This window comes from Streptomyces sp. NBC_01508, from assembly GCF_045040315.1.
GTDB lineage: Bacteria > Actinomycetota > Actinomycetes > Streptomycetales > Streptomycetaceae > Streptomyces.
In genome coordinates this window covers 3,365,379-3,391,568 of the sequence record NZ_CP109419.1, presented here as the reverse complement: position 1 = coordinate 3,391,568, position 26,190 = coordinate 3,365,379, and the positions used below count along the sequence as shown (strand labels likewise).

At 69.7% G+C, this 26,190-nt stretch carries 23 protein-coding genes; 19 read left to right on the top strand and 4 right to left on the bottom strand.

Going from position 1 to position 26,190, the window contains the following annotated elements:
• The first annotated feature begins 106 nt into the window (after positions 1-106).
• The 3 genes from mqnC (at position 107) to OG700_RS15445 (ending at position 3,008) form a co-directional block, all read left to right on the top strand.
• Positions 107-1,306 (top strand): cyclic dehypoxanthinyl futalosine synthase, encoded by a 1,200-nt coding sequence (gene mqnC, locus OG700_RS15455; RefSeq protein ID WP_405613855.1) that lies wholly within the window; start codon positions 107-109, stop codon positions 1,304-1,306.
• 10 nt (positions 1,307-1,316) lie between these two features.
• The gene (locus tag OG700_RS15450) at positions 1,317-1,976 is read left to right on the top strand and encodes a hypothetical protein (RefSeq protein ID WP_405621734.1); all 660 of its coding nucleotides are present in this window, start codon (positions 1,317-1,319) and stop codon (positions 1,974-1,976) included.
• A 330-nt stretch (positions 1,977-2,306) separates the two neighbouring features.
• On the top strand, positions 2,307-3,008 hold the full coding sequence (locus tag OG700_RS15445; RefSeq protein ID WP_405613853.1) for a demethylmenaquinone methyltransferase: 702 nt from the start codon (positions 2,307-2,309) through the stop codon (positions 3,006-3,008).
• A 6-nt stretch (positions 3,009-3,014) separates the two neighbouring features.
• On the opposite strand, the gene OG700_RS15440 is transcribed toward OG700_RS15445, so the two are convergent.
• Positions 3,015-3,539: a GNAT family N-acetyltransferase gene (locus tag OG700_RS15440; RefSeq protein WP_405613851.1), complete on the bottom strand. Its 525-nt coding sequence runs from the start codon at positions 3,537-3,539 to the stop codon at positions 3,015-3,017.
• 136 nt (positions 3,540-3,675) lie between these two features.
• Here OG700_RS15440 and OG700_RS15435 point away from each other — a divergent pair, with 136 nt between their 5' ends.
• Positions 3,676-4,959, top strand: a complete 1,284-nt coding sequence (locus OG700_RS15435) for a geranylgeranyl reductase family protein (RefSeq protein WP_405613849.1) — start codon at positions 3,676-3,678, stop codon at positions 4,957-4,959.
• Positions 4,960-4,981: 22 nt separating this feature from the next.
• On the opposite strand, the gene OG700_RS15430 is transcribed toward OG700_RS15435, so the two are convergent.
• Together OG700_RS15430 and OG700_RS15425 are read right to left on the bottom strand one after the other, a co-directional pair.
• The gene (locus OG700_RS15430) at positions 4,982-5,599 is read right to left on the bottom strand and encodes a glycoside hydrolase family 25 protein (protein ID WP_405613847.1); all 618 of its coding nucleotides are present in this window, start codon (positions 5,597-5,599) and stop codon (positions 4,982-4,984) included.
• A 231-nt stretch (positions 5,600-5,830) separates the two neighbouring features.
• Positions 5,831-6,646, bottom strand: a complete 816-nt coding sequence (locus OG700_RS15425; RefSeq protein ID WP_405613845.1) for a C40 family peptidase — start codon at positions 6,644-6,646, stop codon at positions 5,831-5,833.
• Between the two features lie 723 nt (positions 6,647-7,369).
• Here OG700_RS15425 and OG700_RS15420 point away from each other — a divergent pair.
• Genes OG700_RS15420 through nuoN form a run of 14 tightly spaced genes read left to right on the top strand, consistent with a single transcriptional unit; the run spans position 7,370 to position 23,427 of the window.
• Entirely contained in the window at positions 7,370-7,729 is a 360-nt protein-coding gene (locus tag OG700_RS15420) for an NADH-quinone oxidoreductase subunit A (RefSeq protein ID WP_405613843.1), read from the top strand.
• Positions 7,730-7,748: 19 nt separating this feature from the next.
• Positions 7,749-8,303: a NuoB/complex I 20 kDa subunit family protein gene (locus OG700_RS15415; RefSeq protein WP_405613841.1), complete on the top strand. Its 555-nt coding sequence runs from the start codon at positions 7,749-7,751 to the stop codon at positions 8,301-8,303.
• Positions 8,300-9,055, top strand: a complete 756-nt coding sequence (locus tag OG700_RS15410; RefSeq protein WP_405613839.1) for an NADH-quinone oxidoreductase subunit C — start codon at positions 8,300-8,302, stop codon at positions 9,053-9,055. Before OG700_RS15415 ends, OG700_RS15410 begins: the two co-directional genes overlap by 4 nt.
• Positions 9,052-10,374 (top strand): NADH-quinone oxidoreductase subunit D, encoded by a 1,323-nt coding sequence (locus tag OG700_RS15405; RefSeq protein ID WP_023539433.1) that lies wholly within the window; start codon positions 9,052-9,054, stop codon positions 10,372-10,374. The genes OG700_RS15410 and OG700_RS15405 overlap by 4 nt, the downstream gene beginning before the upstream one ends.
• A gap of 32 nt (positions 10,375-10,406) precedes the next feature.
• Positions 10,407-11,225 carry an NADH-quinone oxidoreductase subunit NuoE gene (nuoE, locus tag OG700_RS15400; protein WP_405621731.1) on the top strand — a complete coding sequence of 273 codons (819 nt, stop codon included), beginning with the start codon at positions 10,407-10,409 and terminating at the stop codon, positions 11,223-11,225.
• Positions 11,225-12,580, top strand: coding sequence for an NADH-quinone oxidoreductase subunit NuoF (nuoF, locus tag OG700_RS15395; RefSeq protein WP_405613837.1), 1,356 nt, complete (start codon positions 11,225-11,227; stop codon positions 12,578-12,580). The genes nuoE and nuoF overlap by 1 nt, the downstream gene beginning before the upstream one ends.
• Positions 12,577-15,096 carry an NADH-quinone oxidoreductase subunit G gene (locus tag OG700_RS15390; RefSeq protein WP_405613835.1) on the top strand — a complete coding sequence of 840 codons (2,520 nt, stop codon included), beginning with the start codon at positions 12,577-12,579 and terminating at the stop codon, positions 15,094-15,096. The genes nuoF and OG700_RS15390 overlap by 4 nt, the downstream gene beginning before the upstream one ends.
• A complete protein-coding gene (gene nuoH, locus OG700_RS15385) occupies positions 15,093-16,490 on the top strand; it encodes an NADH-quinone oxidoreductase subunit NuoH (protein WP_405613833.1) in 1,398 nt (465 codons plus the stop codon). The genes OG700_RS15390 and nuoH overlap by 4 nt, the downstream gene beginning before the upstream one ends.
• Positions 16,483-17,142, top strand: coding sequence for an NADH-quinone oxidoreductase subunit NuoI (nuoI, locus tag OG700_RS15380; protein ID WP_405613831.1), 660 nt, complete (start codon positions 16,483-16,485; stop codon positions 17,140-17,142). Before nuoH ends, nuoI begins: the two co-directional genes overlap by 8 nt.
• Positions 17,139-17,972, top strand: a complete 834-nt coding sequence (locus OG700_RS15375; RefSeq protein ID WP_405613829.1) for an NADH-quinone oxidoreductase subunit J — start codon at positions 17,139-17,141, stop codon at positions 17,970-17,972. Before nuoI ends, OG700_RS15375 begins: the two co-directional genes overlap by 4 nt.
• Positions 17,969-18,268: an NADH-quinone oxidoreductase subunit NuoK gene (gene nuoK, locus OG700_RS15370; protein ID WP_064070011.1), complete on the top strand. Its 300-nt coding sequence runs from the start codon at positions 17,969-17,971 to the stop codon at positions 18,266-18,268. Before OG700_RS15375 ends, nuoK begins: the two co-directional genes overlap by 4 nt.
• A 14-nt stretch (positions 18,269-18,282) precedes the next feature.
• A complete protein-coding gene (gene nuoL / locus OG700_RS15365; RefSeq protein ID WP_405613827.1) occupies positions 18,283-20,178 on the top strand; it encodes an NADH-quinone oxidoreductase subunit L in 1,896 nt (631 codons plus the stop codon).
• Between the two features lie 4 nt (positions 20,179-20,182).
• Positions 20,183-21,778, top strand: coding sequence for an NADH-quinone oxidoreductase subunit M (locus OG700_RS15360; RefSeq protein WP_405613825.1), 1,596 nt, complete (start codon positions 20,183-20,185; stop codon positions 21,776-21,778).
• Positions 21,775-23,427, top strand: coding sequence for an NADH-quinone oxidoreductase subunit NuoN (nuoN, locus tag OG700_RS15355; protein ID WP_405613823.1), 1,653 nt, complete (start codon positions 21,775-21,777; stop codon positions 23,425-23,427). The genes OG700_RS15360 and nuoN overlap by 4 nt, the downstream gene beginning before the upstream one ends.
• A 198-nt stretch (positions 23,428-23,625) precedes the next feature.
• Here nuoN and fahA read toward each other — a convergent pair whose 3' ends face one another.
• Positions 23,626-24,849 carry a fumarylacetoacetase gene (fahA, locus tag OG700_RS15350; protein ID WP_405613821.1) on the bottom strand — a complete coding sequence of 408 codons (1,224 nt, stop codon included), beginning with the start codon at positions 24,847-24,849 and terminating at the stop codon, positions 23,626-23,628.
• Positions 24,850-25,168: 319 nt separating this feature from the next.
• Between fahA and OG700_RS15345 the strand changes: the two genes are divergently transcribed.
• Positions 25,169-26,179, top strand: a complete 1,011-nt coding sequence (locus OG700_RS15345) for a polyprenyl synthetase family protein (protein WP_405613819.1) — start codon at positions 25,169-25,171, stop codon at positions 26,177-26,179.
• Positions 26,180-26,190 lie beyond the last annotated feature (11 nt).

The window sequence follows — 26,190 nt, the reverse complement described above, 5'->3', positions numbered from 1 at the left end:
CCCGTCCGGCGCACGCACGAGCCCGGCAGCCGGTCCGCCGGTAACCCTGGCGTACGCTGGATCGGACCGTAGACCCGCTGACACACCGCCGAAAGGTGACGCCCCGGTGACCGAGAAGGCCGACCAGCAGTCTGTCCTCGACCGCGCTGCCGAGGGTGGCCGGATCACGCCCGAAGAGGCGCTCGACCTCTACCGCTCGGCGCCCCTGCACGCGCTCGGCTCAGCCGCCGACCGTGCGCGCCGCCGCCGGTACGCCGGTACGGAGCACATCGCGACGTACATCATCGAGCGGAACATCAACTACACGAACGTCTGCGTGACGGCGTGCAAGTTCTGTGCCTTCTACGCGGCCCCCAAGGACACCGGCAAGGGCTGGACCCGTGACCTCGACGACATCCTGCGCCGCTGCGCGGAGACCGTCGAACTCGGCGGAACCCAGATCATGTTCCAGGGCGGACACCACCCCGACTACGGCGTGGAGTACTACGAGAAGCACTTCGGCGCCATCAAGGCCGCGTTCCCGCAACTGGTCATCCACTCCCTCGGCGCGTCAGAGGTCGAGCACATGGCCCGTATCTCGGACGTCACCGCGGAGGAGGCGATCCGCCGGATCCACGCGGCGGGCCTCGACTCCTTCGCGGGCGCCGGCGCCGAACTGCTGCCCGCCCGGCCGCGCAAGGCGATCGCGCCGCTCAAGGAGTCCGGCGAGCGCTGGCTGGAGATCATGGAGACCGCGCACGGTCTCGGTGTCGAGTCGACGTCCACGATGCTCATGGGCACCGGCGAGACGAACGCCGAGCGGATCGAGCACCTGCGGATGATCCGCGACACCCAGGACCGGACGGGCGGCTTCCGGGCGTTCATCCCGTACACCTACCAGCCCGAGAACAACAAGCTGAAGGGGCAGACGCAGGCGACGCTCTTCGAGTACCTGCGGCTGATCTCCATCGCCCGGCTCTTCCTCGACAACGTCGCGCACATCCAGGGCTCCTGGCTGACCACCGGCAAGGAGGTCGGCCAACTCTCCCTGCACTACGGCGCCGACGACCTCGGCTCGATCATGCTGGAGGAGAACGTGGTCTCCTCGGCGGGCGCCAGGCACCGCTCCAACCGGCTGGAGATCATCGACCTGATCCGCAAGGCGGGCCGGGTGCCGGCGCAGCGCGCCACGACGTACGAGCACCTTCTCGTGCACGACGACCCCGCGAACGACCCGGTCGACGAGCGCGTCGTCTCGCACCTGTCCTCCACGGCGATCGCGGGCGGCACCGCGCACCCGGAGCTCAAGCTGCTCGACGCCAACTGACCGGGTGGCGCTGACGATTCACCGGGCGGACCTGCTGCTGCCCGGCGCCGGGCGCGCCCCCGTGCCGGGCGGCGCCGTCCTGGTCGTGGGCGACGCGATCGAGGCGGTCGGCCCGTACGAGGAACTGGCACACGCGCGTCCCGCCGCACGGGTCAGACGGTGGCGGGGTGTGCTCACACCGGGGCTGCGCAACGAGTACGGCCCCGAACTGCTGGAGCGGGCCTACCACCCGGACCCGCGCGAGGCGGGCGAACTGGGCACCGAACCGCTCACCGGCGCCGCGCTCGCCGCGCTGGAGATGACCGAGACCCGCTGGGGCGCGAGCGCGCGGCGCGGGGTGCGGCGGATGCTGGCGCACGGGACGGTCGCGGTCGCCGGGACCCTGCGGCGGCACGCCGTGGTGGACGCCGTGGCGCGCTCGGGCCTCGGCGTCGATGAGCGGTACGCCGAACCGCCGGGGCCGCCGACGCTGGACCCGCTCACCGGCCGGCCGGCCGAGGACGCGTTCGTGCTGCCGCTGCTGGGCTTCGAGGGCCGCCAGGCCGACTTCGCCGTCTTCGGCGTGGATGTCCTCGGCGACGACGACCCGTACGCGGCGCTGGCGCGGGCGGGCGCGACGAGTTGCGTGGCCACGGTCCTCGACGGGCGGCTCGTGCACCGACGCGCGTAGGGCCTGTCGTTTGGATCTTGCTGGGCTCGCGGTCCCTGGCACGCACGCTCGCCGCGTTGTCGTCGGTCGCCCGAGTACGGCCGGGTCATCCACAACGCCGATCCTCCGCCTTGCGACGCACCGCACCAGACGCCGCGCCTGTCCTCAATCGCCGGACGGCTCAATCGAGCCCGTCCGGCGATTGAGGACAGACCGGCCACCGGACGGACCCGGCGGCGCGCCCGAGCCCGGCGCGTGGTGCCGTCGCCCGCCTGCGAGAATGGCCGCCGTACCGCGGTGGACCGCGGTGGACGGCGCACAGACAACCGAGACAAGTCAGGCGGAACGCCAGTGACCCGGGCCTCCCTGGACAAGCAGCCGCACGAAGTCGCCTCGATGTTCGACGACGTGGCGGCGAAGTACGACCTCACCAACGACGTCATCTCCCTCGGCCAGGCGCGGCTCTGGCGCAAGGAGGTCGCCAGAGCGGTCGGCGCCCGCCCCGCGCAGAAGATCCTCGACCTCGCCGCGGGCACCGCCACCTCCTCCATGCCCTTCGCCGCCACCGGCGCCTACGTCGTGCCGTGCGACTTCTCGCTCGGCATGCTCCGCGAGGGCAAGAAGCGCCACCCCTGGCTGCCGCTGGCCGCCGGCGACGCGACCCGACTGCCCTTCCGGGACGGCGTGTTCGACACCGTCACGATCTCCTTCGGCCTGCGCAACGTCCAGGACACGGACACCGCGCTGCGTGAGCTGTACCGGGTGACGAAGCCCGGTGGGCAGGTCGTGATCTGTGAGTTCTCCCAGCCGACGTGGGAGCCCTTCCGGACCGTCTACACGGAGTACCTGATGCGCGCGCTGCCGCCGGTCGCGCGCACCGTGTGCTCCAACCCCGACGCGTACGTGTACCTCGCCGAGTCCGTCCGCGCCTGGCCCGACCAGCCGGCGCTGGCCGGTCTGCTCCAGAAGGCCGGCTGGTCGAAGGTCGCGTGGCGGAATCTGACCGGCGGGGTCGTGGCCCTGCACCGCGGGACCAAGCCGGCGGCGCTCTGAGCGGGATCAGGGCCGGTCGAGCCTGAGCCGGAAGCGGTACGCCTCCCGCTTGCCGACCGGCGTCAGGAACGTCTCCTCCAGCTCCATGCCCAGGCGCCGGGCCACCGCCGTCGAGCGGTCGTTGCGGGCGTCGACCATCGCCACGACGGTGGGCACGCCCGCCGCCCGTACCCGCTCCAGCGTGGCGTGCGCGGCGGCCGTCACATAGCCCCTGCCCCAGTGGGCGCGGCCCAGCCGCCAGCCGATCTCGATCTCGCCGACCGGGCCGAACGACGTGTGCGGCCACGGCTGCGCGCCGGTGAAGCCGATGACCTCGTCGTCGGCGTCGAGCATCGTCCAGAGGCAGAAGCCGAGTTCGGCGGCGTGCGCGCGCTGGCGGGCGGTGAGCTCCTCGTACTCGGCGAGCGGCGCCGGGCCGCCGTGGAACTCCATGACGTCGGGATCGTCGAAGACCCGGTGCCACTCCCGCGCGTCCGCCTCGGTGGGAACGCGGAGTCGCACGACGGGGACCGGTCGGGTGATGTCGTTCATCGGAGCAGCCCTTCAACTTGTCGATCAACAGGCACCCATAGACTGGCACCTGTCCAGTGCCGAACACGTCCACAGTCGTCGGTACGCCATGTGGGGATCCGCCCGCCGGGTCCCACGAGCTTCGGGAGATCCCGCCGTGACCGAGCCCCTCTCCGAACACTCCGCGGACGTGATCGTCGTCGGGGCAGGCCCGGCCGGTGCCACCACGGCGTACCACCTCGCCAAGTCGGGCCTGGACGTCCTGCTGCTGGAGAAGACCGCCTTCCCGCGCGAGAAGGTGTGCGGCGACGGCCTCACCCCGCGCGCCACCAAGCAGTTGGTGGGGATGGGCATCGACATCTCCGAAGAGGCGGGCTGGCTGCGCAACAAGGGCCTGCGGATCATCGGCGGCGGCGTACGGCTCCAGCTCGACTGGCCCGACCTGGCCAGCTATCCGGACTACGGCCTCGTACGCAAGCGTGACGACTTCGACGAGCAGTTGGCCCGGCAGGCGCAGAAGGCCGGGGCGCGGCTGCACGAGCGCTGCAACGTCGGCGCCCCGATCATCGACGCGCGCACTGGCCGCATCACCGGCGTCAACGCCAAGATGGGCGAGGAGAAGACGCCCGTCACCTTCCACGCCCCGCTCGTCGTCGCCGCCGACGGCAACTCCACGCGGCTGTCGCTCGCGATGGGGCTGCACCGGCGCGAGGACCGGCCGATGGGCGTCGCCGTCCGTACGTACTTCACCTCGCCCCGGCACGACGACGACTACCTGGAGTCCTGGCTGGAGCTGTGGGACCGGCGCGGTCCGCAGGACCGGCTGCTGCCCGGCTACGGCTGGATCTTCGGCATGGGCGACGGCACCTCCAACGTCGGTCTGGGCATTCTCAATTCGTCGTCCGCCTTCAAGGAGCTGGACTGGCGCGAGGTGCTCAAGGCGTGGTGCGCGTCGATGCCGGCGGACTGGGGCTACACGCCCGACAACATGACGATGCCGATCCGCGGCGCCGCGCTGCCGATGGCCTTCAACCGGCAGCCGCACTACACCAAGGGCCTGCTGCTGGTCGGTGACGCGGGCGGCCTGGTGAACCCGTTCAACGGCGAGGGCATCGCGTACGCCATGGAGTCCGGCCAGATCGCGGCGGACGTCATCGTGCAGGCGCAGTCCCGGCAGACGCCGGGGCAGCGCGAGATGGCCCTCCAGCGCTATCCGCAGGTGCTCAAGGACACCTACGGCGGCTACTACACGCTGGGCCGCGCCTTCGTGAAGCTGATCGGCAACCCGAAGGTCATGAAGATCGCGACGCAGCGGGGGCTCACGCACCCGCTGCTGATGAAGTTCACGCTGAAGATGCTGGCGAACCTGACCGACCCGTCGGGCGGCGACGCGATGGACCGCATCATCAACGGCCTGAGCAAGGTCGCGCCCAGGTCGTAGCAACGGCCGTACGCGCGGAGGCTTACGCCGCGCCGTCGGCGCCGCTGACCTGGAACCCCTCGTCGGCGAGCGCGGCGAGTGACTTGCCGCCGCCGCCCTTCGCCCAGCTCCGCAGGGCGGCGGCGTCGGCGAATTTGCCGACGTTCGTGTCGAGCGGGGTGTCCGTGTACTGGTGGAACTTCCACGCGGCCTTTATGCGCGGCTTGCCCGCCGTCACGTAGTCCGCGATCCACAAGGCGTCGCCCGCCTCGCTCGTGGTGTCGTGGTTGAGCCAGAAGTCCCGGTTGCAGTACAGCCCCACGCGGTGGTCCGCGCCCCTGAGCCGCTGGACCTCCGCCAGGAAGGCGTCCTTCGACGCGCAACTGACGTCCGCGTCCTCCCAGTCGGCGAACAGCGGGTCGCCCGCGCGCTCGGCGGCCTTCTCCACGAAGTACTTGGCCTGGTCCTTCATGCTGCCGGGCCGCAGGAAGTGGTAGAAGCCGACGACCAGCCCGGCGTCCCGCGCGTGCGAAGCCTGCGCCGTCATCCGGGGGTTGAGGTACGAGGTGCCTTCGGTGGCTTTGACGAAGGCGAAGTCGAGGCCCTTCGTGGAGAACGACGAACTCTGGTACGACGATACGTCGACGCCCTTGACGGTCATCGGTGGTGCCTCCTGCGCGGTGCGTGAGTGTGGGGGAGAGTCTTTCTTCCTCTCCGATGCCCGTGATGCCACCGGGGCACTCTCGAACACCCCGGTCGCGAAAGGCCCGTCGGGGGTACGCCGGGGCACGGCCGGGTGCGCCGGGGTGCGCCGAAGGACCGGGGTACGTCGAAGGGCCGTCGCTCCCGGGCGGGGGAGCGACGGCCCTTCGGGTGCTGTCGGCCGGTCGGGTCAGAGGATACGGACCGCGCCGGTCGGCGGGTCCCAGTCCAGGGTCTTCTCGACCACCCCGGTACCGGAGTTCTGCGCGCCGATGAACTTGCCGCCGCCGGAGTAGATCCCCACGTGGTACGCGCTGCCCGCGGCGCCCCAGTAGAGGATGTCGCCGGGCTGGAGGTTGTCCAGGGAGACCGGGGTGCCGGACGTCGACTGCGGCTGTGAGGTGCGCGCCAGGTCCACGCCGATCTGGCGGTAGGCGGCCTGGACGAGGCTCGAACAGTCCCACGCGTCGGGGCCGGTGGAGCCCAGCACGTACGCGTCGCCGACCTGGGCACGCGCGAAGGCCAGGACGGCGGCGGCCGAGCCGGTGGCCTGGGTGGTGCCCTGCGAGGCCGGTGCGGCGGAGTTGGAGGACGCGGCGAGCGTGGTGCGCTCCTCGGAGCGCGAGGCGCGCTCCTGGGCGGCTGCCTCGGCGCGGGCGGCCTTCTCGGCCTTGGCCTTCGCCTCGGCCTTGCGCTCGGCCTCCGCGTGGGCCTTCTTGGCGGCCTTCGCCGCCTTGGTCGCGGCGGCGTCCTCCTGTGCCTGGAGTTCGAGGTCGATCGCGACCTGCTGGGTGGCGTCGGCGGACTGCGCGACGGCGCCGGCGAGGCCGGAGGTGAGCGTGGGCATCTCGATGGTCTCGGTCACCGGCTCGGCGTTGGCCGGAGCGGCGGCACCCGCCAGCGCGATGGTGCTGAGGACGCCACCGGCGACTCCGGACCGGATCGCGGTTTTCGACGCGCTTCGGCGGGGCTTCCGGTGGCTGGGTATGTGAGCGGTGTGGGACATAGGGACTATCGCTATCAGGGCTTTCCGGTTCCCTTCAAGAAACGTGTGTTGCGCCACAGTTACGTTCGGAATAGATCAATCCGCTTGGTAGCGCCCTTTATTGACGCCGTAACGGGCATAGCGGTCACTCGTGATCATGGCTGTGATCACGGGCTTTCGGTGAATCGCCCGGATTGCCCGGCACCTACCATCCGCTCGCTCCGATGGCCAAGCCCCGCTTTTGAGAAGGTTGAGTGAAGTGGCACAGGTCACAGAATGGTGAACGCCCGGCCGCCCGGGGGCTCGTGAACGCGTGCACGATGACCACTTCCGGCCATCTCCGCCGACGGCCGTCCACCTCCGTCCCCGAACCTCCCCCGGGCGGGTGGGGCGCGCGTTTATCACGGAGCCCGCGTCCATCTCCAATTTGCCGCTCCGCGCGCCGCCTTGATAGAGCCGCGCGCCCCCGACCAGCGGTGACTCTCCGCATTGTTACCTCAAGTGACCGCGTGGGCGCGTCCCGTACGGGCGTCCGCGGGCGCTCCGACACATGATCGATCGTCAGGTGGTGGAGATCACAAACTCGTTGGCCCACCCCGTGTCGCACGTCACAGACCGGGAGGCATAGGATGCGGGACAGTCCGGCTTGTGAACTGCCTCACATACGCGTGATCTTCGCGGGGCGGCGACACAGAAGCTCGGTTGAGGACCAACGGTCAGGGACGACTGGAAGGAGCGAGGAGCGTGAATGCCTACGCGCCAATCCTCGTGCTCGGCGCTCTCGGTGCCGCGTTTGCGATCTTCTCCGTGGTGACGGCCACGCTTATCGGCCCGAAAAGGTACAACCGGGCAAGACTCGAAGCGTACGAGTGCGGCATCGAGCCCACTCCGACGCCGGCCGGAGGTGGCCGCTTTCCCATCAAGTACTACCTGACGGCGATGCTCTTCATCATTTTCGACATCGAGATCGTCTTCCTTTACCCCTGGGCCGTCACCTTCGACGCGCTGGGGCTTTTCGGGCTCGTGGAGATGTTGCTCTTCGTGCTCACCGTCTTCGTCGCCTACGCATATGTGTGGCGGCGCGGCGGTCTGGAATGGGACTAAAGGCGCAGAGGGGCAACCAATGGGACTCGAAGAGAAGCTGCCGAGCGGATTTCTGCTGACCACCGTCGAGCAGGCCGCGGGCTGGGTGCGGAAGTCGTCCGTCTTCCCGGCGACCTTCGGCCTGGCCTGCTGCGCCATCGAGATGATGACGACGGGCGCCGGCCGGTACGACCTGGCCCGGTTCGGCATGGAGGTCTTCCGCGGATCGCCGCGCCAGGCGGACCTGATGATCGTGGCGGGACGGGTGAGCCAGAAGATGGCGCCCGTCCTGCGGCAGGTCTACGACCAGATGCCGAATCCCAAGTGGGTCATCTCCATGGGGGTTTGCGCGTCGTCCGGCGGGATGTTCAACAACTACGCGATCGTCCAGGGCGTCGACCACGTCGTCCCCGTCGACATCTACCTGCCGGGCTGCCCGCCGCGTCCGGAGATGCTGATGGACGCCATCCTCAAGCTCCACCAGAAGATCCAGGGTTCGAAGCTCGGGGTCAACGCGGAGGAGGCCGCCCGCGAGGCGGAGGAAGCGGCGCTCAAGGCGCTGCCGTTGATCGAGATGAAGGGGCTGCTGCGGTGAGCGACGAGCAGCGATCCGGGAGTTCTCCGGAGAACGACCAGCCGGCCGGGGACAATTCTCCCTCCGCGCGTGGTCAGGCCGCCGAGGTCATCGGCGTACGCAAGGGCATGTTCGGCACCGACAGCGGCGGCGGCGACACCACCGGCTACGGCGGTCTCGTCAGGACCGTCAGCCTGCCGGGTGCCTCCAACCGCCCCTACGGCGGTCGCGACGGTGTCTTCGACGAGATCGCCGACGAACTCGAAGGCGCGCTGGAGGAGCAGGGACTGCTCCCGGCGAACGCCATCGAGAAGACGGTCGTCGACCGGAACGAACTCACCTTCCACATCGCCCGCGAGCACCTGGTCCAGGTGGCCAGGACCCTGCGCGACGACCCGGCCCTGCGCTTCGAGCTCTGTACGGGTGTCTCCGGCGTCCACTTCCTGGGCGACAAGGGCCGCGAGCTGCACGCCGTCTACCACCTGCGCTCACTGACGCACGGCCGGCTGATCCGCCTTGAGGTGTCCGCACCGGACAGCGACCCGCACGTGCCGTCCCTGGTCGAGGTCTATCCGACCAACGACTGGCACGAGCGCGAGACGTACGACTTCTTCGGCCTGATCTTCGACGGCCACCCCGCCCTCACCCGGATCATGATGCCGGACGACTGGCAGGGCTTCCCGCAGCGCAAGGACTATCCCCTCGGCGGGATCGCCGTCGAGTACAAGGGCGCCCAGATCCCGGCTCCGGACCAGCGGAGGTCGTACTCATGACCACCCCCCATGCCACTCCCCGTGCCACCACCGAGGGCACCGTCTACACCGTCACCGGTGGTGACTGGGACGAGGTCGTCGAGACCGCGGCCAAGTCGGACGACGAGCGCATCATCGTCAACATGGGTCCCCAGCACCCGTCGACGCACGGTGTGCTCCGGCTGATCCTGGAGATCGAGGGCGAGACCGTCACCGAGGCCCGCTGCGGCATCGGCTATCTGCACACGGGTATCGAGAAGAACCTCGAATTCCGCAACTGGACGCAGGGCACCACCTTCGTCACGCGCATGGACTACCTGACGTCGTTCTTCAACGAGACGGCGTACTGCCGCGCCGTGGAGACGCTGCTGGGCATCGAGGACGACATCCCGGACCGGGCGAACATCATCCGCGTCCTGCTGATGGAGCTGAACCGGCTCTCCTCGCACCTGGTCTGCATCGCCACCGGCGGTATGGAACTCGGCGCGACCACGATCATGATCTACGGCTTCCGCGATCGTGAACTGATTCTCGACGCCTACGAGTTGATCACCGGCCTGCGGATGAACCACGCGTACATCCGGCCCGGCGGCCTCGCCCAGGACCTTCCCCCGGGCGCCGTCGACCACCTGCGCGAACTGCTGAAGACCCTGCGCAAGAACCTGCCGGAGTACGACAAGCTCGCCACCGGCAACCCGATCTTCAAGGCCCGCATGCAGGACGTCGGCTATCTCGACCTGGCCGGCTGCATGGCGCTGGGCGCCACCGGACCGATCCTGCGCTCGGCGGGGCTGCCGCACGACCTGCGCAAGACCGACCCGTACTGCGGCTACGAGACGTACGACTTCGACATCCCGACCGCCGAGACCTGCGACGCGTACGGCCGCTTCCTCATCCGGCTGGAAGAGATGCGCCAGTCGCTGCGGATCGTCGAACAGTGCCTGGACCGCCTGGAGCCGGGCCCCGTGATGGTCGGCGACAAGAAGATCGCCTGGCCCGCGCAGCTCGCGCTCGGCCCGGACGGACTCGGCAACTCGCTCGACCACATCAAGAACATCATGGGCACGTCCATGGAGGCTCTGATCCATCACTTCAAGCTGGTGACGGAGGGCTTCCGGGTCCCGCCGGGGCAGGCGTACGCCGCCGTCGAGTCGCCCAAGGGCGAACTCGGCGTGCACGTCGTCTCCGACGGGGGCACGCGCCCCTACCGGGTCCACTTCCGCGACCCGTCCTTCACCAATCTCCAGTCCATGGCGGCCATGTGTGAGGGCGGCCAGGTCGCCGACGTCATCGTCGCCGTCGCGTCCATCGACCCCGTGATGGGAGGCGTCGACCGGTGACCACCACACCGAATTCCGAGGTCAGCCTCGGAATGCCCCAACTCCCCGCCCCCGACTACCCGGCCGATGTGCGCGCCCGGCTGGAGACGGACGCGAAGGAGGTGATCGCCCGCTACCCCGACAGCCGTTCGGCGCTGCTGCCGCTGCTGCACCTCACCCAGTCCGAGGAGGGGTACGTCACCCGTACCGGTGTCCGGTTCTGCGCCGAGATGCTGGGGCTGACCACCGCCGAGGTGACCGCGGTCTCCACCTTCTACTCGATGTACCGGCGCAAGCCGTCCGGCGACTACCAGGTCGGCGTCTGCACCAACACGCTGTGCGCGGTGATGGGCGGCGACGCCATCTTCGACGAGCTGAAGCAGCACCTGGGCGTCGGCAACAACGAGACCACCGAGGACGGCAAGGTCACGCTGGAGCACATCGAGTGCAACGCGGCCTGCGACTTCGCGCCGGTGGTGATGGTCAACTGGGAGTTCTTCGACAACCAGACCGTCGAGTCCGCCAAGCAGCTCGTGGACGACCTGCGGGCCGGCGAGCAGGTCGCACCGACCCGCGGCGCGCCCCTGTGCACCTACAAGGAGACCGCGCGCATCCTCGCGGGCTTCCCCGACGAGCGCCCCGGCGCCGTCGACGCGACCGGTGGCGCGGGCCCCGCCTCGCTGATCGGCCTGAAGCTCGCCAAGGGCGAGGCCACCGTGGCCCGTACGCCGCGCTCGCCCGAGGGCGCGGGTCCGCAGGACGCACCGCCCCAGCCCGGTTCCGAGCACCTCAGCTCGCACGACGCGCCGCAGGACACCTCGGCGTCCGACCCCGCCAACCCCGCGGGCCCGGTAGACGGGGAGGGGAAGTGATGACCACAGCACCCGAGTTGAGCGACACCGGTCCGCAGAAGCTGCTGTCCCCGGTCCTGTCCGCGTTCTGGGACCAGCCCGACGCGTGGACGCTGGACACCTACCAGCGGCACGAGGGGTACGAGGGCCTGCGCAAGGCGCTCGCCATGACGCCCGACGACCTCATCGCGTACGTGAAGGACTCCGGTCTGCGCGGCAGGGGCGGCGCGGGCTTCCCCACCGGCATGAAGTGGCAGTTCATTCCGCAGGGCGACGGCAAACCGCACTATCTCGTCGTCAACGCCGACGAGTCGGAGCCCGGCACCTGCAAGGACATCCCCCTTCTCTTCGCCAACCCGCACTCCCTCATCGAGGGAATGATCATCGCCTGCTACGCGATCCGCTCGCAGCACGCCTTCATCTATCTGCGCGGCGAGGTCGTGCCCGTACTGCGCAGGCTGCACGAGGCCGTACGTGAGGCATACGAGGCGGGCTACCTCGGCAAGGACATCCTCGGCAGCGGGATCGACCTCGACATCACCGTGCACGCGGGGGCCGGCGCGTACATCTGCGGCGAGGAGACCGCGCTGCTGGACTCGCTGGAGGGACGGCGCGGACAGCCCCGCCTCCGCCCGCCGTTCCCGGCGGTCGCGGGTCTCTACGCGTGCCCCACTGTGGTGAACAACGTCGAATCCATCGCCTCGGTTCCCGCGATCCTCAACCGCGGCAAGGACTGGTTCAAGTCGATGGGCACCGAGAAGTCCGCGGGCTTCACGCTCTACTCGCTCAGCGGCCATGTCACCAGCCCCGGCCAGTACGAGGCCCCGCTCGGCATCACCCTGCGCCAACTGCTCGACATGGGCGGCGGCATGCGGCCGGGCCACCGGCTCAAGTTCTGGACACCGGGCGGCTCATCGACCCCGATGTTCACCGAGGAACACCTCGACGTCCCCCTCGACTACGAGGGCGTCGGCGCCGCGGGCTCCATGCTCGGCACCAAGGCGCTCCAGTGCTTCGACGAGACCACCTGCGTGGTCCGCGCCGTCACCCGCTGGACCGAGTTCTACGCCCACGAGTCCTGCGGCAAGTGCACCCCGTGCCGTGAAGGCACCTACTGGCTGGTCCAGTTGCTGCGGGACATCGAAGCCGGCAAGGGCGTGCCCTCGGACCTCGACAAGCTCAACGACATCGCCGACAACATCAACGGCAAGTCGTTCTGCGCCCTCGGCGACGGCGCCGCCGCGCCGATCTTCTCCTCGCTCAAGTACTTCCGCGAGGAGTACGAGCAGCACATCACCGGCAAGGGCTGCCCCTTCGACCCGGCGAAGTCCACGCTGTGGGCCGACCAGCACGCGCACCTGGAGGTGAACGCATGACAGTCACCACCTCCGCCCCCTCCGGCGGCGGCGAGGCGGCGGTCCCGCCCGAAGATCTCGTCTCGCTGACGATCGACGGCATCGAGATCTCGGTCCCCAAGGGGACCCTGGTGATCCGCGCCGCCGAACTCCTCGGCATCGAGATCCCCCGCTTCTGCGACCACCCGCTCCTCGACCCGGCCGGCGCCTGCCGGCAGTGCATCGTCGAGGTCGAGGGCCAGCGCAAGCCGATGGCCTCCTGCACCATCACCTGCACCGACGGCATGGTCGTCAAGTCGCAGATCACCTCGCCGGTCGCCGAGAAGGCCCAGCGCGGTGTGATGGAGCTGCTGCTCATCAACCACCCGCTGGACTGCCCGGTCTGCGACAAGGGCGGCGAGTGCCCGCTCCAGAACCAGGCCATGAGCGCCGGTCAGGCCGACACCCGGTTCGAGGGCAAGAAGCGGACCTTCGAGAAGCCCGTACCGATCTCCACCCAGGTGCTGCTCGACCGCGAGCGGTGCGTGCTCTGCGCGCGCTGCACCCGCTTCTCCAACCAGGTCGCCGGCGACCCGGTGATCGAGTTCCTGGAGCGCGGCGCGCTCCAGCAGGTCGGCATCGGCGTGGGCGACCCCTTCGAGTCGTACTTCTCCGGCAACACCATCCAGATCTGCCCGGTCGGCGCGCTCACCTCGGCGGCGTACCGCTTCCGCTCCCGCCCGTTCGACCTGGTCTCCTCGCCCAGCGTGTGCGAGCACTGCGCGGGGGGCTGCGCCACCCGCACCGACCACCGGCGCGGCAAGGTCATGCGGCGCATGGCCGCCGACGACCCCGAGGTCAACGAGGAGTGGATCTGCGACAAGGGGCGGTTCGGCTTCCGCTACGCGCAGCGGCCCGACCGGATCACCACGCCGCTCGTGCGCGGCGCGGACGGCGAGCTGGCACCGGCGAGCTGGCCGGAGGCGCTTGAGGCCGCCGCGAACGGTCTCGCCGCGGCGCGCGGCCGGGCCGCCGTCCTGGCAGGCGGCCGCCTGACCGTCGAGGACTCCTACGCGTACGCCAAGTTCGCCCGGGTCGCGCTCGACACCAACGACATCGACTTCCGGGCGCGCGTACACAGCGCCGAGGAGGCCGAGTTCCTCGCCGCCCATGTCGCGGGCCACGGCATCGACCTGGACGGCAAGGGGGTCACCAACACGACGCTGGAGAAGGCGCCGGCCGTCCTGCTCGTCGGGTTCGAGTCCGAGGAGGAGGCGCCCGGCGTCTTCCTGAGGATGCGCAAGGCCCACCGCAAGCACGGGCAGCGCGCCTTCTCCCTCGCCACGCACGCCACTCCAGGTCTGACGAAGTCGGGCGGCACCCTGCTGCCCGCCGCTCCCGGCACCGAGACCGAATGGCTCGACGCGCTCGCCTCGCAGACCGGCCTCGAAGGCGCGGGCACCCGCGCCGCCGACGCCCTGCGCGAGAGCGGCGCGGTGATCGTCGTCGGCGAACGGCTCGCGGCCGTCCCCGGCGGGCTCACCGCCGCGGCCAGGGCCGCCACCGCCACCGGCGCCACGCTCGTCTGGGTGCCGCGCAGGGCCGGTGAGCGCGGCGCGGTCGAGGCCGGCGCGCTGCCGACACTGCTGCCCGGCGGCCGTCCCGCCACGGACCCGCGGGCCCGTGAGGAGACCGCCGAGGTCTGGCGGGTACGCGAACTGCCGCACCGCCACGGCCGGGACACCGGCCAGATCGTCGAGGCCGCCGCGACGGGCGAACTCGGCGCGCTGCTCGTCGCGGGCGTCGAGGTCGCCGACCTGCCGGACCCGGCCCGTACGCGTGAGGCGCTCGCGGCCGTCGGCTTCGTGGTGTCGCTGGAGCTGCGTCCCAGCGAGGTCACCGACCACGCCGACGTCGTCTTCCCGGTCGCCGCCGTCGCCGAGAAGGCCGGCACCTTCCTCAACTGGGAAGGCAGGGCACGGCTGTTCGACGCGGCGCTGAAGCCCGAGCAGATGACCCGCAGGCTCGCCACGGACGACGCGCGGGTGCTGCACATGCTCGCCGACGCCATGGACGTACCCCTGGCGCTGCCGAACCTGAAGGCCGTACGCACCGAGATGGACCGGCTCGGCAACTGGGACGGCCCGCGCGCCGAACCGCCCGTCGAGTCGTCGCGTCCGCTGCCCCGGCCGGGCGCGGGCGAGGCGGTCCTCGCCGGTCACCGGCTGCTGCTCGACCAGGGCCGGCTCCAGGACGGTGACGAGGCCCTGGCGGGCACCCGCCACGCGGCGCTCGCCCGGCTCTCCGCCGCCACGGCGGCCGAGACGGGCGTCAAGGACGGCGACGTCCTGGCCGTGACCGGCCCCGCGGGCACCGTCGAACTGCCGCTCAGTGTCACCGAGATGCCCGACAAGGTCGTCTGGCTGCCGCTGAACTCGGCCGGCGGCGGTGTCCTGTCCGACACCGGCTCCCGGCCGGGCACGCTCGTCCGGATCGGCCCCGCCGAGCCGCAGGCCCCGGCGGACGCCCCGTCCGACGCACCGGAGGTGCGCGCATGACCGTCATCGACCGACTCGGCGCGGCCCCCGCGCAGAGCGTCCTCGCCGCCGAGGATCTCTCGATGTTCGGCACCGACCCGTGGTGGCTGGTGGCCATCAAGGCCGTCTTCTGCTTCGCGTTCCTGATGGTGACCGTACTGATCGCCATCGTCTGGGAGCGCAAGGTCGTCGCCTGGATGCAGCTGCGCGTCGGACCCAACCGGCACGGCCCCTGGGGCATGCTCCAGTCGCTCGCCGACGGCGTGAAGCTGATGCTGAAGGAAGACGTCGTCGTCAAGCGGGCCGACAAGGTCGTCTACATCCTGGCGCCGATCATCGCGGCGGTGCCCGCCTTCATGGCGATCGCCGTGATCCCCTTCGGCCCCGCCGGCAACGAGGTCTCGATCTTCGGCCAGCGCACCACGATGCAGCTGACCGACCTGCCGATCGCGATGCTCTACATCCTCGCGGTCGCCTCGGTCGGCATCTACGGCATCGTCCTCGCCGGCTGGTCGTCCGGATCGACGTACCCGCTGCTCGGGGGCTTGCGCTCGTGCGCGCAGATGATCTCGTACGAGATCGCCATGGGCGCGGCCTTCGCCTCGGTGTTCCTCTACTCCGGGACGATGTCGACCTCGGCGATCGTGGAGGCGCAGGCCGACCGGTGGTACATCATCCTGCTGCCGGTCTCCTTCATCATCTACATCGTGACGATGGTCGGCGAGACCAACCGCGCGCCGTTCGACATGCCCGAGTCCGAGGGCGACCTGGTCGGCGGCTTCAACACCGAGTACTCGTCGATCAAGTTCGCGCTGTTCATGCTGGCCGAGTACGTCAACATGGTGACCGTCTCCGCCGTGGCCACCACGCTCTTCCTGGGCGGCTGGCGGGCCCCGTACCCCATCTCCACGTTCTGGGAGGGTGCGAACCACGGCTGGTGGCCGATGCTCTGGTTCATCATCAAGGTCCAACTGCTGCTCTTCTTCTTCATCTGGCTGCGCGGCACGCTCCCGCGCGTGCGCTACGACCAGCTGATGAAGCTCGGCTGGAAGGTCCTGATCCCGGTCTCGGTCGTCTGGCTGATGCTGGTGGCCACGGTGCGTGCGCTGCGGAACGAGAACTACGACTTCCAGGACATCGTCCTGTACGTGGCCTCGGCCGTCATCGCCATCCTGCTGCTCTCCTTCGTCGCCGACGTGTTCAGGGACAAGAAGGAGAAGGCCGCCGCCGCGGCCGAACCACCACCGCCCCCGTTCGATCCGATGGCCGGTGGATTCCCGGTGCCTCCGCTGCCGGGGCAGACCCTGCCGCCCGTGCCGCGCCGACGCTCACGCGGTGAGCGCGAACTGGTTGTCAGTGGCGGAGTCAATACTGAGAGTGACGCGAGTGACGGAAAGGAGGCCGACGGTGCCTGACAACGCTTCCAAAGGTTCGAAGGGGGACGACCCCGGCGCGCGCCGGCTGAATCCGGTCGCCGGCTTCGGCGTGACCTTCAAGGCCATGTTCAAGAAGCGGCTGACCGAGCAGTATCCGGAGACGGAGAAGGTGACGGCGCCGCGCTTCCACGGCCGCCATCAGCTGAACCGGCATCCGGACGGCCTGGAGAAGTGCATCGGCTGCGAGCTGTGCGCCTGGGCCTGCCCGGCGGACGCGATCTATGTCGAAGGCGCGGACAACACCGAGGAGGAGCGCTACTCCCCGGGTGAGCGTTACGGCCGCGTCTACCAGATCAACTACGCCCGCTGCATTCTCTGCGGACTGTGCATCGAGGCGTGCCCCACCCGGGCGCTCACGATGACCAACGAGTTCGAGCTGGCCGACAGTTCGCGCGAGAGCCTGATCTACACCAAGGAGCAGCTGCTCGCCGGCCTGGAGGAGGGCATGGTCGAGTCCCCGCATTCGATCTTCCCCGGCACGGACGAACAGGACTACTACCGGGGCCTGGTGACCGAAGCCGCTCCCGGCACGGTCAAGCAGGTGGCCTTCACCAAGGGCGAGGTCCCGCAGGAAGGCGCCTCGGACTTCGGCGAGAACGAGCCGGCGTCGAAGAAGGTGATCGGCGGATGAACACGCTCGCCGCTTCCCTCACCTCGACCGGCGAGGCCGTCCAGTTCTGGATTCTCGGCACCGTCGCCGTGCTCGGCGCGCTGTGCACGATCCTGATGAGGCGGGCCGTGCACAGCGCGCTCTGTCTCGCCGGGACCATGATCATCCTGGCGGTCTTCTACCTGGCCAACGGGGCGTACTTCCTGGGCATCGTGCAGATCGTCGTCTACACCGGCGCGATCATGATGCTGTTCCTCTTCGTGGTCATGCTCGTCGGCGTCACCGCCGCCGACTCCCTCACGGAGACGATCAAGGGCCAGCGCTGGTGGGCCGCCGCCTGCGGGCTCGGCTTCGGCATCCTGCTGATGGCCGGCATCGGCAACGCGTCGCTGACGACCTTCACCGGACTCGGCGTCGCCAACGCCGGGGGCAACGTCGAGGGCCTGGCCTCCCTGATCTTCACCAAGTACGTGTTCGCCTTCGAGATCACCGGCGCCCTGCTGATCACGGCCTCGATCGGCGCGATGGTGCTCACGCACCGCGAGCGCACCGAACGGGCCCTGACCCAGCGCGAGATGTCCGAGCAGCGGATCCGCGGCAAGCACCTGCCGCCGCTGCCCGCACCCGGTGTCTACGCCCGGCACAACGCGGTGGACATCGCCGGTCTGCTGCCCGACGGCACCGCGTCCGAACTGACCGTCAGCAAGACGCTCAAGGACCGCGGCCAGATCCGGGACGTGTCCGGTGAGGCCATCGCCGACCTGAAGGCGCTGGAACAGCGGTCGACGGAGCGCCTCGGCCGCGAGGAGCGCCGGGACCGCGAGGACCGCGAGGAGGGCGTCACCAAATGAATCCGGTCAACTACCTCTATCTCGCCGCCCTGTTGTTCACCATCGGTGCGGCCGGAGTGCTGATCCGGCGCAATGCGATCGTCGTCTTCATGTGCGTCGAGCTGATGCTCAACGCGTGCAACCTCGCGCTCGTCGCCTTCTCCCGGATGCACGGCAATCTGGACGGCCAGATCATCGCCTTCTTCACGATGGTCGTGGCGGCGGCGGAAGTCGTCGTCGGGCTCGCGATCATCGTGTCGCTGTTCCGTTCGCGCCACTCGGCCTCGGTCGACGACGCCAGCCTGATGAAGCTCTGAGGGGTCGCTGAATCGTGGAGAATCTGATTGCGCTGCTCATCGCGGCGCCCCTGCTCGGAGCAGGTCTTCTGCTGTGCGGCGGGCGGCGTCTCGACCGGGTGGGCCATATCCTCGGCACGCTGCTGGCGGCTGCCTCCTTCGTGATCGGCGTCGTGCTGTTCGCGGACATGCTGGGCAAGGGCGGCGAGGAACGCGCCCTGCACCAGCACCTGTTCAGCTGGGTGCCCGTCGAGAGCTTCCAGGCGGACATCGCCTTCCAGCTCGACCAGCTGTCGATGACGTTCGTCCTGCTGATCACCGGCGTCGGCACCCTGATCCACATCTACTCCATCGGGTACATGGAGCACGACGAGCGGCGCCGCCGCTTCTTCGGCTATCTGAACCTGTTCCTCGCCGCGATGCTGCTGCTGGTCCTCGCGGACAACTACCTCCTGCTGTACTTCGGCTGGGAGGGTGTCGGCCTCGCGTCGTACCTGCTCATCGGTTTCTGGCAGCACAAGCCCAGCGCGGCGACGGCGGCCAAGAAGGCGTTCCTGGTCAACCGCGTCGGCGACATGGGTCTGTCGATCGCGATCATGCTGATGTTCACCACCTTCGGCACGTTCGCCTTCGGGCCCGTCCTGGAGTCCACCGGTGAGGCGAGCAGCGGCACGGTCACGGGCATCGGCCTGATGCTGCTGCTGGCCGCCTGCGGCAAGTCGGCGCAGGTGCCGCTCCAGTCCTGGCTCGGCGACGCGATGGAGGGCCCGACCCCGGTCTCGGCCCTGATCCACGCGGCGACGATGGTGACGGCGGGCGTGTATCTGATCACCCGGTCCGGCGCGATCTTCAACGCCTCGCCGGACGCCCAACTGGTGGTCGTGATCGTCGGAGCGGTCACGCTCCTGTTCGGTGCGATCGTCGGTTGCGCGAAGGACGACATCAAGAAGGCCCTCGCGGGCTCGACGATGTCCCAGATCGGCTACATGATCCTGGCCGCGGGCCTCGGCCCGATCGGCTACGTCTTCGCGATCATGCACCTGGTGACGCACGGCTTCTTCAAGGCGGGGCTGTTCCTCGGCGCCGGCTCGGTCATGCACGGCATGAACGACGAAGTGGACATGCGGAAGTACGGCGGCCTGCGCAAGTACATGCCGGTCACCTTCGTCACCTTCGGTCTCGGCTATCTCGCGATCATCGGCTTCCCGGGTCTCTCCGGCTTCTGGTCGAAGGACAAGATCATCGAGGCGGCGTTCGCCAAGGGAGGCACCGAGGGCTGGATCCTCGGCGCCGTCACCCTGCTGGGCGCCGCCCTCACGGCGTACTACATGACGCGCGTGATGCTGATGACGTTCTTCGGCGAGAAGCGCTGGCAGCCGGACGCGGACGGCAACGAGCCGCATCCGCACGAGTCGCCCAAGTCGATGACGATCCCGATGATCGTCCTCGCCTTCGGCTCGGTCTTCGCGGGCGGTCTCTTCTCGGTCAACGAGTCGTTCGTGAAGTGGCTGGAGCCGGTCACCGAGTTCGAGCACGGTCACCCGCCGATCAGCGCGGCGGCCGTCACCACCCTCACGGTCGTGGTGCTGCTCATCGGTGTCGGTGTCGCGTATCTCCAGTACGGCCGCAAGCCGGTGCCGGTCACCGCGCCGCGCGGCTCGCTGGTCACCCGCGCCGCCCGCCGCGATCTTCTCCAGGACGACTTCAACCATGTGGTCCTGGTCCGGGGCGGCGAGCACCTCACCCGCTCTCTCGTGTACGTCGACCACACCCTGGTCGACGGTGTCGTCAACGGCACCGCGGCGTCGTTCGGCGGGCTCTCCGGCCGGCTGCGCAAGCTGCAGAACGGCTACGCCCGCTCCTACGCGGTCTCGATGTTCGGAGGTACGGCAGTGCTCATCGCCGCGACCCTGCTGATGAGGGCGGTGTAATCAGATGTCGTTCCCCCTTCTGACGGCGACGGCGGCCCTTCCGGCGATCGGCGCGATCGTCACGGCGGCCGTCCCGGCCGCCCGGCGTACGGCGGCCAAGTGGATCGCGCTGGCCTTCTCGCTCGGCACGCTCGTGCTGGCGGCGATCGCGCTGGTGCGCTTCGAGCCCGGTGGCGACCGCTACCAGCTCACCGAGTCGCACGCCTGGATCTCCGACTTCGGAGTCAGGTACGAACTGGGCGTGGACGGCATCGGCGTGGCGCTCATGGCGCTCACCGCCCTGCTGATCCCCTTCGTCATCCTCGCGGGCTGGCACGACGCCGACCCCGTCGCTGTGTCCGACAGCGGCTCCGCCGCGGGCAAGAGCTCGCGCTGGCGGCCGACGCAGGGCTTCTTCGCCCTGATCCTGATGGTCGAGGCGATGGTGATCCTCTCCTTCGAGGCCACCGACGTCTTCCTCTTCTACATCCTGTTCGAAGCCATGCTCATCCCGGTGTACTTCCTCATCGGCGGCTTCGGGGACCGGGCCCACGCGGGCGGCGACGAGGCCGGAGCCACCCAGCGGTCGTACGCGGCCGTGAAGTTCCTCCTCTACAACCTGGCCGGCGGCCTGATCATGCTGGCCGCCGTCATCGGTCTGTTCGTACAGGCGGGGACCTTCTCGCTGGTCGAGATCGCCGAGGCCCGTGCCAACGGCACGCTGGACATGTCGACGGGCATGGAGAGGTGGCTCTTCCTGGGCTTCTTCGTCGCCTTCGCCATCAAGGCGCCGCTGTGGCCGGTGCACACCTGGCTGCCCAACGCCATGGGCGAGGCCACCGCGCCCGTCGCCGTCCTGATCACCGCGGTGGTCGACAAGGTCGGCACGTTCGCGATGCTGCGCTTCTGCCTCCAGCTCTTCCCGGAGGCCTCCAAGTGGGCCACCCCCGTGGTGCTGGTGCTGGCGCTGATCAGCATCATCTACGGGGCGCTGCTCGCGGTCGGCCAGCGCGACATCAAGCGGCTCATCGCCTACGCGTCGATCTCGCACTTCGGCTTCATCATCATGGGCATCTTCGCGATGACCAGCCAGGGCCAGTCGGGCGCGACGCTGTACATGATCAACCACGGCATCTCGACGGCGGCGCTGCTGCTGGTCGCGGGCTTCCTGATCTCGCGGCGCGGTTCGCGGCTCATCTCGGACTACGGCGGGGTGCAGAAGGTCGCGCCGGTCCTGGCCGGCACGTTCCTGATCGGTGGTCTGGCGACGCTCTCGCTGCCGGGGCTCGCCCCGTTCGTGAGTGAATTCCTGGTCCTGGTCGGCACGTTCAGCCGGTATCCGGTGATCGGCATCATCGCGACGGTCGGCATCGTGCTCGCCGCGCTGTACGTGCTGGTGCTCTACCAGCGCACGATGACGGGTCCGGTGAACGAGTCGGTCCGGAGCATGCCGGACCTGAAGTTCCGGGAGCTGGCGGTCGTCACGCCGCTGATCGCGCTGCTTCTCTTCCTGGGCGTCTACCCGAAGCCGCTGACCGACATCGTGAATCCGGCGGTGGAGCACACCATGAGTGACGTACAGAAGACCGATCCCAAGCCCGAGGTGGAGGCAGCCCCGTGAGTGCGACAGCTGTCCACAGCCTGTGGACAACGACGGCGGCCCAGGGGATCGACAAGATCCAGGCCCCCAAGATCGAATACGCGCAACTGGCCCCCGTGCTGATCGTGCTGGGCGCCGCCGTCCTGGGCATCCTGCTGGAGGCGTTCGTCCCGAGGAAGGGGCGCTACTACGCGCAGCTCTTCCTCTCGGTCGTCGCCCTGGCCGCCGCGTTCGCCGCGGTGGTCGCCCTCGCGGCGGGCGGATACGGCAGCACCAAGGCGCACCTCGCCGCCATGGGCGCGATCGCCGTCGACGGCCCCGCGCTGTTCCTCCAGGGCGTCATCCTGCTGACGGCGATCGTCGCCGTGTTCACCTTCGCCGAGCGCAGGCTCGACCCGGAGAGCCACGGCACCCGCGTCGACTCGTTCGCCGCCCAGGGCGCCTCGGTGCCCGGCAGCGAGGGCGAGAAGGCGGCCGTCAAGGCCGGGTTCGCCACCACCGAGGTCTTCCCGATCATGCTGTTCGCGGTGGCCGGGATGCTGGTCTTCCCGGCGGCCAACGACCTGCTGACGCTCTTCATCGCGCTGGAGGTCTTCTCCCTCCCGCTCTACCTCCTGTGCGCGCTGGCCCGCCGCAAGCGGCTGATGTCGCAGGAGGCCGCGGTGAAGTACTTCCTGCTCGGCGCCTTCTCGTCGGCGTTCCTGCTCTTCGGTGTCGCGCTGCTGTACGGCTACGCGGGCTCCGTGTCGTACGCGCGCATCGCCGCCGTCGTGGACGGCACGGTCGGCACCGTCGACCCGGTCCTCGCGGACACCATGGGCAACGACGCGCTGCTGCTCATCGGCGGCGCGATGATCCTGATGGGCCTGCTCTTCAAGGTCGGCGCGGTCCCGTTCCACATGTGGACCCCGGACGTCTACCAGGGCGCGCCCACCCCGGTCACCGGCTTCATGGCCGCCGCGACGAAGGTCGCGGCGTTCGGCGCGCTGCTGCGGCTGCTCTACGTGGTCCTGCCCGGCCTGCGCTGGGACCTGCGGCCGGTGATGTTCGGCGTCGTGATCCTCACCATGCTGTTCGGTGCGATCGTCGCCATCACCCAGACCGACATCAAGCGCCTCCTGGCGTACTCGTCGATCGCGCACGCGGGCTTCATCCTGGCCGGTGTCATCGCGATGACGGACGAGGGGATCTCCTCCGTCCTGTTCTACCTGGCGGCGTACTCGTTCGTCACGGTCGGCGCCTTCGCCGTCGTCACGCTGGTGCGCGACGCGGGCGGCGAGGCGACGCACCTGTCCAAGTGGGCGGGGCTCGGACGGCGTTCGCCGCTGGTGGCCGCGGTCTTCGCGGTCTTCCTGCTGGCCTTCGCCGGCATCCCGCTGACCTCGGGTTTCTCCGGCAAGTTCGCCGTCTTCAAGGCGGCGGCGGACGGCGGCGCCGGGGCGCTGGTCGTGGTCGGTGTGATCTCGTCGGCGATCGCCGCGTTCTTCTACATCCGGGTGATCGTGCTGATGTTCTTCAGCGAGCCGAAGGCGGACGGCCCCACGGTCGCCGTGCCCTCGCCGCTGACGATGACCACGATCGCGGTGGGCGTCGCCGTCACGGTGGTGCTGGGCGTCGCGCCGCAGTACTTCCTGGACCTGGCGAGCCAGGCGGGCGTCTTCGTGCGGTAGCCCGTACGTCCGTACAGGGGTGTACACGCGGCGGGGCCGCCACCGGGACCGGTGGCGGCCCCGCCGCGTCGTCCGCGTCGCGCGGCTCGTGGGCCGCGCTTGCCCTCAAGCGCCGACGGGCTGCTGTGCCGTGTCCTCAAGCGCCGGACGGGCTTCCAAGCCCGTCCGGCGCTTGAGGACGAACCGGCTACCGGCCGCTCACCCCGCGACGATCCGGCCGGTCACCTCGCCGAGGCCGACGCGGGTGCCGTCCGGTCCCGGGGCCCAGGCGGTGAGGGTGATCTCGTCGCCGTCCTCCAGGAACGTCCGCTTGCCGTCGGGCAGTTCGAGCGGCTCGGTGCCGTTCCAGGTCAGCTCGATGAGCGAGCCGAGCTGGTCCCGCTCGGGGCCGCTGACCGTGCCGGAGCCGTACAGATCGCCCGTACGCAGCGAGGCGCCGTTCACCGTCATATGGGCCAGCTGCTGCGCCGCCGTCCAGTACATGCCCGCGAAGGGCGGCTCGGAGAGCACACGGCCGTTGAGCGTGACCGTGATCCGCAGGTCGAAGCCGCCGGGCACCTCCTCGTCCGCGTCGTCCAGATACGGCAGCAGCTGGTGCGTACGGGGCGGGGGAGCCACCCGCGCCGCCTCCAGCGCCTCCAGAGGCGTCACCCAGGCGGAGACGGACGTGGCGAAGGACTTGCCGAGGAACGGCCCCAGCGGCACGTTCTCCCAGCCCTGGATGTCGCGCGCCGACCAGTCGTTGAGCAGCGAGAGCCCGAAGACGTGGTCGTCGAAGGCCGCCAGCTCCACCGCCGTGCCCATCGGCGACGGGGCTCCGACGACGAAGCCGACCTCCGTCTCGATGTCGAGCTTGACCGAGGGCCCGAAGACCGGAACGGGGTCGGCGGGAGCCTTGCGCTGCCCGGACGGGCGCACGATGTCCGTCCCGGAGACGACGACCGTGCCCGCGCGGCCGTGGTAACCGATCGGCAGATGCTTCCAGTTCGGTGTCAGCGGCTCGCCGTCCGGCCGGAAGATCCGGCCCAGATTGGTGGCGTGGTGCTCGCTGGCGTAGAAGTCCGCCCAGTCGCCGACCTCGTACGGCAGGTGCAGCGTGACCGAGCCGAGCGGGTGCAGCAGTGGCTCTATGTCCGGCCGGTGGGCGGGGACCGTGACCCAGGCGGTGAGCGCCCGGCGCACATCGCGCCAGGTCGTGCGCCCGGCGGCCATCAGCGGGTTGAGGCTGGGCCGGTCCAGCAGCGCGGCGTACGGGGAGCCCAGCGCGTGCGCGGCGGCTCCGGCGTCGAGCACATGGCCGCCGACGCGGACCCCGAGCCGGCGGCGCTCGGGCTCGTCGGCCGTGGTGAAGACGCCGTACGGAAGGTTGTGCGGACCGAAGGGATCGCCCTCGGCCAGTTCGAGCGGGCTCTGCTCGGGCATCGGTGCTGCCTCGCTTTCCGGATCGATGCGGGACACGTTACGTCGGTGTTGCCCGGTGACGGCAGTGATAAAAAGCGTGCAATGACCGAAAGGGCCTGAGTGGGGCGGGGTGTTGGGAGGGCCTTACCGGCGGTAGCCCGAACGGGCAGGGGGGTCGGACAAAGAGGGTCAGTTCAGGTCGTATTTACTGATCACGAACATACGGGCGGAGCCGGGAAGGCGCCCATGGTGATCGAAACCCGACCGGATACGCTGACTTGAATGACAGCAGCGACAGATCGACAATCCATGTGATCGTCAGCAGACAGGAGTACCCCTCGTGACCGTCGTCGGGCCGTTCGGGCTGAGCGTGCGGGACCCGGCTGTAGAAGCCGATGTCCTGGCCGGATTGTCGGCCGTGGAGGCGGGTCTCCTCGAAGCCACCAAGAGTGAGGTCCCTTTCATCACGGAGGCGGCGCAGCACCTGGTGCGCGCCGGCGGCAAGCGGTTCCGGCCGCTGGTCGTGATGCTGGCGGCCCAGTTCGGTGACGCGTACGCCCCCGGGATCGTTCCGGCGGCCGTGGTCGTCGAGCTGACCCACCTGGCGACGCTCTACCACGACGACGTGATGGACGAGGCGGACGTACGCCGGGGTGTGGACAGCGCCAACAACCGCTGGGGCAACTCCGTCGCGGTCCTCACCGGCGACTTCCTCTTCGCACGCGCCTCGCACATCCTGGCCGACCTCGGCCCGGAGGCCGTACGGATCCAGGCCGAGGCGTTCGAGCGGCTGGTGACGGGCCAGATCCTGGAGACGGCCGGACCACGCGACGGGCGCGACCCCGTCAGCCACTACCTCGACGTGCTCGCCGGCAAGACCGGCGCGCTGTTCGCCGTGTCGGGCCGCTTCGGCGCGCTGACGTCCGGCGCGGACGAGACGGTCACCGACATCCTCACGCAGTACGGCGAACGGCTCGGCGTCGCCTTCCAGCTCGCCGACGACGTCCTGGACATCGCCAGCGACTCCCACGAGTCCGGCAAGACCCCCGGCACCGACCTGCGCGAGGGCATCCCCACGCTGCCGGTGCTGCTGCTGCGCGCCAGGGCGCAGGCGCACGGCCACCCGGAGGACGTCGAGCTGGTCGAACTGCTGGACGGCGACCTGACCGACGACACCCGGCACGCGGAGGCGCTGCGCAGGCTGCGCGCCCACCCGGCGCTGGAGCAGGCGCGGCGGGACACCGTGCGCTATGCCGAGGAGGCGCGCTCGGCGCTCGCTCCGCTGCCCGCGGGCTACGCGAAGTCCGCGCTGCTTGAGCTGTGCGACGTGGTGGTCCACCGGGCGGGCTGAGTACGCCCGTT